At 42.1% G+C, this 12,814-nt stretch carries 13 protein-coding genes; all 13 read left to right on the top strand.

Annotated elements, in window-relative coordinates; genetic code table 11:
* Positions 1-15 precede the first annotated feature (15 nt).
* The 13 genes from LKD36_RS10945 (at position 16) to pyrF (ending at position 12,762) form a co-directional block, all read left to right on the top strand.
* On the top strand, positions 16-1,077 hold the full coding sequence (locus LKD36_RS10945) for a transaldolase family protein (protein ID WP_308459618.1): 1,062 nt from the start codon (positions 16-18) through the stop codon (positions 1,075-1,077).
* A gap of 4 nt (positions 1,078-1,081) precedes the next feature.
* Positions 1,082-2,116: a LacI family DNA-binding transcriptional regulator gene (locus LKD36_RS10940; RefSeq protein WP_308459617.1), complete on the top strand. Its 1,035-nt coding sequence runs from the start codon at positions 1,082-1,084 to the stop codon at positions 2,114-2,116.
* 1 nt (position 2,117) lies between these two features.
* Positions 2,118-2,759 carry a bifunctional 4-hydroxy-2-oxoglutarate aldolase/2-dehydro-3-deoxy-phosphogluconate aldolase gene (gene eda / locus LKD36_RS10935; RefSeq protein WP_308459616.1) on the top strand — a complete coding sequence of 214 codons (642 nt, stop codon included), beginning with the start codon at positions 2,118-2,120 and terminating at the stop codon, positions 2,757-2,759.
* Positions 2,756-3,607, top strand: coding sequence for a triose-phosphate isomerase family protein (locus LKD36_RS10930; RefSeq protein ID WP_308459615.1), 852 nt, complete (start codon positions 2,756-2,758; stop codon positions 3,605-3,607). Before eda ends, LKD36_RS10930 begins: the two co-directional genes overlap by 4 nt.
* Positions 3,604-4,398, top strand: a complete 795-nt coding sequence (locus LKD36_RS10925; RefSeq protein ID WP_308459614.1) for an HpcH/HpaI aldolase family protein — start codon at positions 3,604-3,606, stop codon at positions 4,396-4,398. The genes LKD36_RS10930 and LKD36_RS10925 overlap by 4 nt, the downstream gene beginning before the upstream one ends.
* A 12-nt stretch (positions 4,399-4,410) precedes the next feature.
* On the top strand, positions 4,411-5,313 hold the full coding sequence (locus LKD36_RS10920; protein ID WP_308459613.1) for a DMT family transporter: 903 nt from the start codon (positions 4,411-4,413) through the stop codon (positions 5,311-5,313).
* Positions 5,310-5,786, top strand: coding sequence for an RpiB/LacA/LacB family sugar-phosphate isomerase (locus LKD36_RS10915; protein ID WP_308459612.1), 477 nt, complete (start codon positions 5,310-5,312; stop codon positions 5,784-5,786). Before LKD36_RS10920 ends, LKD36_RS10915 begins: the two co-directional genes overlap by 4 nt.
* 21 nt (positions 5,787-5,807) lie before the next feature.
* The gene (locus LKD36_RS10910; protein WP_308459611.1) at positions 5,808-6,659 is read left to right on the top strand and encodes a transketolase; all 852 of its coding nucleotides are present in this window, start codon (positions 5,808-5,810) and stop codon (positions 6,657-6,659) included.
* Positions 6,660-7,604, top strand: coding sequence for a transketolase family protein (locus LKD36_RS10905; protein ID WP_308459610.1), 945 nt, complete (start codon positions 6,660-6,662; stop codon positions 7,602-7,604).
* A gap of 15 nt (positions 7,605-7,619) precedes the next feature.
* The gene (locus tag LKD36_RS10900; RefSeq protein WP_308459609.1) at positions 7,620-8,738 is read left to right on the top strand and encodes an iron-containing alcohol dehydrogenase family protein; all 1,119 of its coding nucleotides are present in this window, start codon (positions 7,620-7,622) and stop codon (positions 8,736-8,738) included.
* Between the two features lie 13 nt (positions 8,739-8,751).
* A complete protein-coding gene (locus LKD36_RS10895; RefSeq protein WP_308459608.1) occupies positions 8,752-10,191 on the top strand; it encodes a lactate racemase domain-containing protein in 1,440 nt (479 codons plus the stop codon).
* 98 nt (positions 10,192-10,289) lie between these two features.
* Complete coding sequence (gene pap / locus LKD36_RS10890; RefSeq protein ID WP_118770356.1) at positions 10,290-11,765, top strand: polyphosphate:AMP phosphotransferase; 1,476 nt, start codon at positions 10,290-10,292, stop codon at positions 11,763-11,765.
* 67 nt (positions 11,766-11,832) lie between these two features.
* Positions 11,833-12,762 carry an orotidine-5'-phosphate decarboxylase gene (pyrF, locus tag LKD36_RS10885; RefSeq protein WP_118770355.1) on the top strand — a complete coding sequence of 310 codons (930 nt, stop codon included), beginning with the start codon at positions 11,833-11,835 and terminating at the stop codon, positions 12,760-12,762.
* Positions 12,763-12,814 lie beyond the last annotated feature (52 nt).

The following is a 12,814-nucleotide window of genomic DNA, read 5'->3' as shown; positions in this document are numbered from 1 at the left end:
CCGGAGGGACAGATAATGGAATATTTGGGAAAACTTCATGAGACAGTGGTTAAATTTCCACAGACAGATATCTGGATGGATTCCTGTGGAGCAGAGGAACTTGATTTTGGAATGCAGAGGGGAATTTCCGGAGCAACAAGCAATCCGGTGATTATCGGCGGAGTGATAAAGAAAGAATTGCCGGAGTGCGAAAAACGAATCTGCAGACTGATTGAAACGATGCCGAATGCATCAGAAGATGATATTGCTTGGGCATTGATGTATGAGATTTCAGGAGAAAGATCAGCAAAATTGCTCCCGGTTTTTGAAAAGCATGCAGGAAAAAAAGGAAGGCTCTCTCTTCAGACAAATGCAAAAAATTACAGAAACAGTGAGAGAATGCTGGAGCAGGCGAAAGTAATTCATGCACTTGCACCGAATATGCAGGTGAAGATTCCGGCAACGGCAGCAGGAATCAGAGCAATGGAAGAAGCAACCTATGCAGGAATCAGTATTAATGCAACAGTTTCTTATACTGTTCCGCAGTATGTGGCAGTTGCAGAGGCCGTAGAAAGAGGTTTAAAGAGAAGAAAAGAAGAAGGTCTTGATACGGACAAAATGTCACCGGTGTGTACTTTGATGCTTGGCCGGCTGGATGACTGGGTAAAAGCAGACAGCTCCAGCAAAGGAATGGTTCTGAATGCAGATGCTGCAAACTGGGGTGGCGTAGCTGTCTGCAAGGAGGCATACAGACTGTATAAAGAAAGACATTATACGACACGTATTCTGACAGCGGCAGTCAGAAATTCCTATCACTGGTCAGAGTTTATCGGCGGAGATATTTGTCAGACGATTAATTATTCCTGGTATAAAAAGCTGAATAACAGTGATGTGAGCGTGGAAGAACGGATGAGTATTCCGGTAAAAGAAGAATACCTTACGGAACTGATGAAATCAGAGGAATTCAGAAAATCTTTTAAGGAAGATGGAATGACAGTGCAGGAATTTGATAAATATGGGGCAGTCAGAGATACGCTGTCCGGGTTTATTGCCGGCTATGATGAACTTTGCGCACTGATCAGAAAATATATGATCTAAAGCTATGACATTGAAAGAGATTGCTGCACTTGCGAATGTTTCTCCGTCTACAGTATCTCGGGTTTTACGAAAGGATGGAGAGAAATACGCAAGTAAAGAGGTACGGGACAGAATTTGGAAAATTGTGCAGGAAACCCAGTATTCCCCGAATGTAAATGCGCAGAAACTGAAGATGAACAGCAAAGAAGAGACAGAGCAGAAAAAATATAAAATTGCATGCATTTATGGAAGAGGAAAAGAGTTTTTCGATGATCAGTTTTTCTATGAGATTTTTAAAGGAATTGAGCAGGAAATTTATAAAAATGGAGGCGTGATCTGCAGTTCTTTTGCATTATCACCGCATAATCAGACGATGACATTCGAAGCATTGAAAAATGAAAATGTAGATGGTGTGATTGTTCTGGGGCGATGTGGCAGAGAAATACAGAATCAGCTGGTGAAAAAACTGAAAAATATCGTATTTGTATCCTTGAATCCATCTGATGTGGAAGCTGATCAGATTTTCTGTGATGGTAAAAGATCTGCAGAGACTGTTGTGGAATTCCTGTATCAGCAGAATCATAAAAAAATTGCATATATCGGAGAACTGGACAATGAACAGAGATATCTTGGATATTGCAATAAGATGAAAGAATTAAAGCTTCCGTTGAAGCGGGAATGGATTCAAAAGACAGAATTGACGATTTCTTCGGCATATGAGAATGCAAAACAGATGTTGGAAAATGACTCATCCATGTCAGCTATCTTTTGCTGTAATGATAATGTTGCAATTGGAACTTTTAAGGCAGTAACAGAAAGAAAGCTGAAAATTCCGGAAGATATTTCGATTATTGGAATTGATGATACGGAGATGTCACAGTTTACAACTCCTATGCTTACAAGTATCCGTATTCCTAAAAATGAAATGGGAGTAGTCGCTGCACAGACTTTATTAAACAGAATTGAAAAAAGACATAAACTTCCCATGAAAATAGAACTGCCATTTCGGCTGACAATCAGGGACAGTTGCTGCCGATATTCTGACAGAAAGGAAAAATAAAATGAAGATGCAGGATGTGTACCAAAAACTGGAAGAAGCAGCATTGGTCCCGGTTCTCGTGATTGATCAGGAAGATAAAGCAATTCCTGTTTGCGAAGCTCTGATAAAAGGCGGCATCCGCTGTGTGGAAATTACTTATCGAACGGCAGCAGCATCGAAAGCCATGAGGCTGGTTCGAAAAAATTTTCCTGAGATACTGTTGGGAGCAGGGACTGTTTTGAACAGAGGACAAATAGATGATGCAGTGGATGCCGGGGCAGATTTTATTGTATCACCTGGATTTGTAAAGGAAAATGTGGTCTATGGCATGAAAAAAGGGGCAACGATGATTCCTGGTTGTGCTACACCGGGAGAAATGGAACAGGCAATGCAGTTGGGTGTTAAAGTTGTGAAATTTTTTCCGGCAGTGTCTTTTGGCGGAGTTGAAGCTTTAAATTTAATCGGTAATGTATATGGAGATCTTAAATTTATGCCGACCGGCGGGATCAATTATTCCAATATGAAAGAATTCTTAAGCTGTCCTTATGTAATTGCAACAGGAGGAATCTGGATGGCAACCAGACAGATGATCAACGAAGGAGCCTACGAAGAAATTACTGAAAATGCCAATTTGGCTGTGACCAGAAAGAGTGAAATCCGATGAAGCATATTTATCTGAATTTGAAGCGGTTTGAAATTCCCAGAGAATTTGGAGGTGTAAATGGTATTGCCAGGCCTGCAGAATGGGCCGGTAAAATATATGAGGAGACAGACAGGGCAATTTGTCAATATTGTGAAGATGACATTGATTTTGCAATGTATCTTCCGGAAGCGCATATATTACAGGCAATTCAGAAGAAAGAAACAGAATCCATGATGCGAATCGGCTGTCAGGGAGTAGGCATTGAGGATGTAGAAGCGGGAAAGAATTTTGGAGCTTTCACATCAGTCCGTACGGCAAAAGCAATGAAAGTTATCGGGTGCACAGATGTGATTATCGGTCACTGCGAAGAAAGAAAGGCAAAGCGTCAGATACTGGAAGAAGCCGGAGTGGAGGACGAGTCTGCTGTTACGCGGGTGTTAAATGCGGAAATTCTGCGTGCGCAAGAAGCCGGATTAAAAGTCTTGTACTGTATTGGGGAATCGGATAAACAGAGAGACAGCTGGCGTCAGGTATTAAGTGAACAGCTGATGGCTGGGTTAAACAATACAGATTTATCTGAAATCATTGTTGCATATGAACCTGTTTGGGCAATTGGACCAGGAAAAGTACCTCCGGACAGGGAACAGATCAGGGAGAGAGTATCTTTTATTAAAGAATGTGTACCGGGAATTGAAGTTTTATATGGAGGCGGATTGAAAAAAGAAAATGCTGCGATGATTGCAGAAATTGAAGAACTGGATGGGGGACTGATTGCACTTACAAGATTTACAGGAGATTTTGGTTTTTATCCGGATGAATATCTGGAAATTGTAAGAAATTATATGTCAGTCAGGAGGAATAGAAAATGAAGAAAAATAAACTGAGAGAACATTTGAACAGCGGTAAACCATTACTGTCTACCAGAATGTGGAGTACAAATCCTTTATTCTGGGAAATTGTCGGACAGACCGGGAATTTTGACTATGTAGAATTCCTTGCAGAGTATGCACCGTTTGATTTTACCGATCTTCCGAATATGGCAAGAGCTGCAGAATTAAATGATATGGGAACAATGATAAAACTTGATTTTCAGGGGCGGGGATATGTGGCACAGAAAGCTGTTCAGAGTGGATTCCAGAGTATTTTATTCGTAGATCATGTAAATCCGGATCAGGTAAGAGAAAGTGTCAGCCTGATAAAACCGAAAACAGCGGGCAGTGTGGGAAAATTCGGATATCCAAATGGAAGATATATAGGAAATCAGTCACATATTCCGCCGCTTGAGCATGTAGATAGGCTGAATGAGGTGGTTCTCTGCTTTATGATTGAAAAAGAAGAAGCGGTTATGAATATTGAAGAGATTTGCTCCATTCCGGGTGTGGATATGATTCAGTTTGGACCGAATGACTATTGTATGAGCAAAGGATGGAATCGTCTGGATCATGTGCGTGAATTTAAAGAAGCTGAACGAAAATGTATTCAGGCAGCACTTGACCATGGAGTACGGCCAAGATGTGAAATTGCAACGCCTGCAGATGCAGAATATTACATCAAACTTGGTGTGAAAGATTTCTCACTGGGGGATCAGGTTGCAAAGTATAAAGCATTTCTGAATGGAGAAGGAAAAGAAATGCGGGATATGGTAAATGACATAAGATAGGACAGGCGGAAAATGGAAAAAGGAAAAGTATTGCCTTTATTGATTCTGCCGGTAATCTGGGGAAGTTACTATGTGGCCAGTCAGAAAATTATTGGATATACATCCGCATTTACAGCCGGAGTCGGAATTCGTTTTATCACAATGATTTTTCTGACAGTTATCATGTACAGACGAAGTGAATTGCAAAAATTAACGAATACAAAAGGAGTTCTTATACGTCTGTTATTGATTGGAACACTGGGCTTTTTGCTTGACATTACGGCATTTATCGGCCTTTCACTTTCTTCAGCAGCAAGCGGAACGGCACTGCTGAAATGTGATGTCCTGATGGTAAATATTTTGTCCATGATCATCTATAAGCAAAGATTTACATGGAAAGCATGGGCCTGTACAGGAGTGATGCTGTTGGGTGTATTTATGGTCATGGGAATTGATTTTACGACTTTCAGAGTATCGGATCCTGGAAATATATTTTTTCTCTTAAGCGCTTTCTTTGTATCCTGTAATGCATTTGTAATTAAAAGTGTGCAGCTGGATAAAAAGAACCCTGTCTGTGATGACGTGGTTGCATACTACAATAATTTTGTGACTCTGTTATATTTTCTGATCACTTCAGTTATCATGCGGACACTTCCGCAGGCAGCTATAGTTTTTACAGACAGGAATGCTGCACTGGCACTCATTTTTGCAGCATTGGGACAGACTCTGATTTATGTTGTGTATTATCATAATCTCAGACATTATCCAGTATGGCTTGTGAAAACATTTTTACTTTTAATGCCAATTGTATCAACCATTATAACTTTTCTGGTGTTTCATGAAAAAATGGTACGGCTGCAATATCTTGGAATGGGAATAGTTATTGTGGGTGCTTTGGGAATTTTACTGGAACAGAATAAGGAGAAGAAAAGATGAAAATAGTAATCGGTTCTGATAAATCAGGATTTTCTTTAAAAGAAGCAGTAAAAAAACATCTTATAGATGCAGGACATATGGTGGAAGACTGTGGAACTGCAGATCTGGATCATGTAAAACCTTTTTTTGAAACAGCACCAATTCTTGCAGAAAAGATGCAGACAGGAGAATTTGACAGAGGAGTACTGATCTGTGGTACAGGTGCAGGAATGGCAATTGTGGCAAACAAATACCAGGGTGTTTATGCCATGCCATGTTCGGATATCTATGATGCAAGAATGTGCCGCGCAATTAATGATGCTAATGTAATTACGATGGGAGGATGGAAGACAGCCCCGGAGGTTGGATGTGAAATGGTCGATGTATTCCTTGCCACAGAATTTACACAGGGACTGGAACCTTGGCGTCAGGAGTTTTTAAAAGGTGGCAAAGAAAAAGTAAAAGAAATTGAAAAAGCGATTTATGAGAAATGAACTGAGGAAGAAAGGTAAGAAATGAACAATTCAGTAAATTTGAAAGAATTTGCAATTGAGATTCGAAAAGAAACGATAAAAAGCATTGGGAATTTAGGAGTTGGACATATTGGCGGTTCTCTTTCTATTGTTGACTTGCTGGCAGTGTTGTATGGAAAAGAAATGAATATAGATCCCCAAAATCCGAAAAAAGATGACCGAGACATGCTGGTAGTATCCAAAGGACACTCAGGACCTGCTGTGTACGCAACGCTGGCTTTAAAAGGATTTTTCCCAAAAGAGATGCTGTTGAATCTTAATAAACCGGGAACTAATCTTCCCAGCCACTGCGATATGAATCGAACTCCGGGAATTGATATGACGACAGGTTCACTTGGTCAGGGGGCCAGCACTGCAATGGGAATTGCATGTGGAAATCGATTGAAGGGTTATGAAAATTACACATATTTGATTCTCGGAGATGGTGAAATTGAAGAGGGACAGGTATGGGAAGCTGCGATGTTTGCAGGAGCGAAGCAACTGAGACATGTGATTGCATTTGTGGATTATAATAAATGCCAGATTGATGACTATGTAGAAAATCTGTGTGCATTGGGGGATGTGTCAAAGAAATTTGAACAGTTCGGATGGTATGCACAGAATGTAGAAGACGGAAATAATGTGGATCAAATTGAGGATGCCATAAGGAAGGCGAAATCTCAGCATGAGAAACCATCAGTCATTATCCTTAATACGAAAAAAGGAAAGGGATACAGCAAAATAGAAGGCAAATTAAGCTGCCATAATATGCCGGTGACACAGGACATGGTAATAGAAGCATGTAGGGAGCTGGATGAAGAATTACGGAAGCTGAAAATTCAGGAGGGACAGTAGATGAATGAACTCAGTAAAAGGGAAATGAGAACGGTTTTCTGCGAAACCTTAATGAATATGGCTGAAAATGACCAAAAAGTAATTGTGCTGGATGCGGATCTGATGCTGGCGATGGGAACAATTCCATTCAGAGAAAAATATCCGGAGAGAACGTTTGACTGTGGAGTTCAGGAAGCAAATATGATTGGTGTTGCAGCCGGACTTTCAGCAACAGGATTTATTCCATTTGCCCATACATTTGCTCCGTTTGCTAGCAGGCGTGCATGCGACCAGATATTCATGTCTTGCGCGTACGCAAAACAAAACGTAAAAATTGTGGGTTCTGATCCGGGAATTACAGCGGCTTTAAATGGGGGAACGCATATGCCATTTGAAGATCTTGGAATTATGTCAACAATTCCGGAGATTACTGTGGTGGAACCATGTGATGAGATTTCTCTTGAGAGAGTCCTACAGTTGGCAAAGGAAACTTACGGAACATGGTATATCCGGCTCAGAAGGAGACAGGCTCCAATCATATATGGTACCGGGGCTAAATTTGAGGTTGGAAAATCTTGCATGTTAAAAGACGGGACGGATGTGACAATTATTGCAATGGGATATATGGTGGACAAGGCATTGGAGGCAGCAGATATTCTGGAAAAACAGGGAATTCATGCCAGAGTCATTGATATGTGGTGTCTGAAACCGATTGATGAAAATGCAATTATCAAGGCGGCAGAGGAGACAGGCGCAATTGTTACTGCGGAAAACCATAATATAAGAAATGGGCTTGGCTCTGCTGTAGCTTCGGTTCTGGCATTGAAATATCCGGTTCCGTTGGAGATGACGGGGGTACAGGATGAATTTGGTGAAGTTGGTCAGGAAGCTTACCTGGAGGAAAGATTTGGCCTGACTTCGGAAAATATTGTTCATAAAGTTAACATGGTTCTTAAGAGAAAGTAGAAGGGGGAAAAGGACATGGCATGGGAATATTTACAGCCGGTAACGATCAGATTTGGCGAAGGTTCTGTAGGAGAACTGGAGAAAGTAGCCAGTGAATTGAACTGTAAAAGAGGCTTACTTGTGAGTGATCCGTTTTTTGTTAAAAGTGGACTTGCACAGAAAATAGTAGCCGGAAGCAATGGAGTACTGGTGGATATTTACAGTGAAATTTCTCCGAATCCTGAAGTGAGGGAAGTGGATGCATGCGCAAAACTGATCAAAGAGAAAAAGGTTGATTTTCTGGTAGCACTGGGAGGCGGAAGTGCATTAGATTGCGCAAAGGCTTCAGGGACGATCTGTTTTACGGAGGATTCCATTTGTAAATATCATGGAACAGGAGAAGTCTTACCGAAGCAGCATTTACCGTTGATTGCAATTCCGACGACTGCAGGAACAGGAAGTGAAGTTACCTGTGTTGCTGTACTCAGTAATAAAGAGTTGGGGAAAAAGGGACCGATTAACTGTAATAATTTCTATCCTGCGGTTGCATTAATTGATCCGGAACTGACCTATACACTTCCGCCATATATGACGGCAAGCACGGGTATTGATGTATTATGCCATGCGCTGGAAGGCTTCTGGAGCAAAGGCCATCAGCCAGTTTGTGATGCACTGGCACTCCATGCAAGTCATATTGTATTCCAGTATCTCAGAATTGTCTGCAAAGACCCTTCTAATAGGGAAGCACGTGCAAAGATGGCAGAAGCGTCAGTGATTGCAGGAATGGCATTTACACTGCCGAAGACAACCAGTTCACATGCGTGCTCATTCCCGTTGACCAATATGCTGCATATTCCTCATGGAGAAGCATGCGGTTTGACTCTGGATTATTTTGCGAGAATTAATGCGGATGCACAAAATGGAAGAATTCATGAATTTGCAAAGAAACTTGGCTTTAAAGATATGTATGAAATGGCGGATGCAATTTATGATCTCAAAAAAGAAATTGGACTTCGTACTGATCTGAAAGAGTATCATCTTACCGATGAACAGATTCAAGATCTTGTTGATGGAAGCACGCATCCGAATCTTTATAATAATCCGGTTGAAATTACGAAAGAAATGCTGCAGGAAATGTATCAGTCTATGAGATAACAGGGAATATGATATGAAATTAAATTTTGAATATGGACATGGATTGATGGAGGCAGAACTTCCGGAAAATACAGATGTGTTTATACCAGGGGAAACAATACCTGATCCGCCTTGTCTGCCTCAGGATATGGATTCTCTTATGAATATTACCAGAGAATCGGTTCAAAATCCCATTGGAATGCTTCCGATTTCGAAACTGGTACATAAAGGAAGCAAAATAACCATTGTCATTCCGGACATTGTAAAGGGAGGCTGTCAGCCAACATCGCATCGAAAAGTAGCAATAAAGGTGATCCTGGAAGAGCTTTATGCAGCAGGCGTTGAGAAAAAAGATATTCTGCTGCTGTTTTCCAATGGACTTCATCCGCGGACGACCGTTCCGGAAGCAAAGAAAATTCTGGGAAAAGAAATTTTTGAGGAATTTTATTCATGCGGTCAGATTACCAGTCATGATTCAGAAGATTATGAACATTTGGTAGATCTGGGATGTACAGAACGTGGCGATCGGGTGATTATGAATAAATATGTGTATGACTCAGATCTGGCAATATTGATAGGGCATACGCAGGGAAATCCATATGGGGGATATTCTGGCGGATATAAGCATTGTGCGACAGGAATTACACACTGGAGATCAATTGCAACACACCATGTTCCGGAGGTTATGCACAGAAAAGATTTTACACCGGTATCTGGACACAGCCTGATGCGCACGAAGTTTGATGAAATCGGTATGTATATGGAAGCGTGTATGGGGAAAAAGTTTTTCTGCTGTGATGCAGTTCTAGATACGTATTCCCGCCAGATTGCCGTATTTTCCGGATATGCAAAAGAAATGATGCCGCAGTCCTGGAAGATTGCGGACAAAAGGACATATGTACCATGGGCAGAAAAGAAATATGATGTACTTATTTTCGGAATGCCGCAAGATTTCCATTATGGAGACGGAATGGGAACCAATCCAATTCAGATGATGCAGGCATTGTCGGCACAGGTAATCCGACATAAAAGAATTATGAGTGATCGCTGCGTGATCATTTGTGCATCCGTCTGCAATGGATATTTTCATGATGAAAGATGGCCGTATTTAAGAGAACTGTATGAAATGTTCCAGCATGACCATATGCAGATTCTTCCGGATATGAACCGTTATGGGGAATACTTTGCAACAAACGAAGAATATATTCGAAAATATAGGTTTGCCAATGCATTTCACCCGTTTCATGGTTTTTCTATGATGTCATGCGGACATATTGCAGAAATGAATACATCGGCAATTTATATTGTCGGGGCGCAGGAACCGGGGATTGCCAGAAGTATGGGATTAAAAACCAGGGAAACAGTGGAAGAAGCACTGGAAGATGCAAAGAAAAAATATGTGGGAGATCATCCGAACATTCTGGCATTGCCAAAAACATTTAAAACCGCAGCAGTTCATCTTTGTATGAAATAAAAAGAAAAACTATTGTTTCAGAAATTGGAGCAATAGTTTTTTTATGTCTTGTTATTTTGAAAAAAATGTGGAAAACTAGTAAAAAAGGGGGTACACACATGCTGAGAGAATGGAAAGCTACAGAGAAACCAGAGGAAGGGGAGCTGAAAAAACGTCTTATTGCAGCGAGGGATAAGCTGGCGCGGCAGCAGATGCTCATTAAAGAAAAGAAGGTTCCGGTACTGGTACTTATGGAGGGTTGGGGAACGGCTGGAAAGGGAAGCTGCATCGGAGAGATTATCCAAAACATTGATCCGCGGTTCTTTAAAGTGGAATCTATGGAGAAGAAAACTGAGGAAGAGGAGCGGCGGCCGTTTCTGTACCGGCATTTTGCAAAGATTCCGGAAGCGGGAAAATTTGTATTTCTGGATTCTGGCTGGATGGGTGAAACGGTAGGCGATTACCTGCGCGGCGAACTGAAGGAATCAGAATATACGAAACGGATCGAGAGCATTCGCCGGTTTGAGCGTCAGCTGACGGATAATGGATATCTGGTTATGAAATTTTTCCTGCATATTTCAGAAAAAGAGCAGAAGAAACGAATCAAACATCTGGCAGAGGAAAAAGACACTATGTGGCGTGTCAATAGAAATGACATGTGGCAGAATCACCATTATGAAAAATGTGTGGATGCATTTTCTTCCTATATGAAAGATACCAGTATGCCGTCGGCACCCTGGTACATCATTGATGCCAAATCAAAGAAATGGACGGAACTGCAGGTGTTGGAGACACTGACCCAGGGAATTGACATTGCATTTAATAACCGGGATATGGCGGTGCCGCTTCTGCAAAATGTTTTTCCATTGGAAAAGATGCCGCTGCTCTCCGAGATCCCGCTGGACAAAGAGCTGGCAGATGAAGAATATCAGGAAGAGTTAAAGCAGCTGCAGACCCGTCTTGGAGAGCTTCACAATCGTCTGTACCGGAAGAAAGTGCCGGTAATCATTGCTTATGAAGGCTGGGATGCAGCAGGAAAAGGTGGTAATATTAAACGAATTACAGGAGCGCTGGATCCGAGAGGCTACGAAGTACATCCCATTGCCAGCCCGGAGCCTCATGAGAAGGCAAGGCATTATCTGTGGCGGTTCTGGACAAGACTTCCTAAGACCGGGCATATAGCCATCTTTGACCGGACCTGGTATGGCAGAGTCATGGTGGAGCGTCTGGAAGGCTTCTGCAGTGAAAATGACTGGAAACGTGCTTACAATGAGATCAATGAATTTGAAAAGGAACTCTATGACTGGGGTGCCGTGATTATCAAGTTCTGGGTACAGATCGACAAAGTGACCCAGCTGCGCCGTTTTACAGACCGACAGAATACGCCGGAAAAACAGTGGAAAATTACCGATGAGGACTGGCGTAACCGTGAAAAATGGGATCAGTATGAGGATGCGGTCAACGAAATGATTGCAAAGACTAGTACCACTTATGCACCATGGCATGTGCTGGAGTCCGTAGATAAGAAATATGCCCGGATCAAGGCACTGAAAATCGTGATTGAGGAACTGGAAAAGGTGCTGGATACGCATTGAAATCACGGAACAGTTATGCTACACTAGAACGCAGTAGAAATTTTTAAGACCAAAGAAGGAGATTTCCATGATTAACAAACTGATCAACAAGATTCAGAAAACAAAGGCACCTATCGTGGTAGGACTTGACCCGATGCTTTCTTATGTACCGGAGCATATTCAGAAAAAAGCGTTTGACGAGTTTGGAGAAACTCTGGAGGGAGCGGCAGAAGCAATCTGGCAGTTCAACAAAGAGATCGTAGACAAAACCTATGACCTGATTCCGGCAGTCAAACCGCAGATTGCCATGTACGAGCAGTTTGGCATCGAGGGCCTGAAAGCATATAAGAAAACTGTAGACTACTGTAAATCCAAAGATCTGGTAGTAATCGGTGATATTAAACGTGGTGACATCGGTTCCACTTCTGCAGCTTATGCAACCGGCCATCTTGGAAAGGTGCAGGTAGGAAGCAAAACCTATGCAGGCTTTGACGAGGATTTTGCCACGGTTAATCCATATCTGGGATCTGACGGTGTGAAACCGTTCATTGATGTCTGCAAACAGGAGAAGAAAGGTCTCTTCATCCTTGTAAAGACTTCCAACCCATCCAGCGGTGAGTTTCAGGATCAGCTGATCAATGGAAAACCGCTGTATGAGATGGTAGGTGAGAAGGTTGCTCAGTGGGGCGAAGACCACATGGGTGACAGTTACAGTTATATCGGAGCTGTAGTAGGTGCCACCTATCCGGAACAGGGCGAGATTCTTCGTAAAGTAATGCCGAAGTCCTTCATTCTGGTACCTGGGTACGGTGCGCAGGGCGGAAAAGGAAAAGACCTGGTTCATTTCTTCAATGAAGACGGTCTGGGTGCAATTGTCAATTCTTCCAGAGGTATCATTGCCGCTTACAAACAGGAAGCATATGCAAAATTCGGAGCAGAGAATTTTGGAGATGCATCCCGTGCGGCCGTAGAGGCTATGATTGCAGATATTCAGGGAGCTTTGGACGCAGCACTTTAATAGATGATAATACGGGCGGAATGCGTAGGACGTGTTCCGCCTGCGTCGAAGA

Source organism: Hominiventricola filiformis, from assembly GCF_020686965.1.
Taxonomy (GTDB): Bacteria; Bacillota; Clostridia; order Lachnospirales; family Lachnospiraceae; genus Hominiventricola; species Hominiventricola filiformis.
The sequence above is the reverse complement of the archived record's forward strand: the minus strand, read 5'-3'. Positions and strand labels throughout refer to the sequence as shown.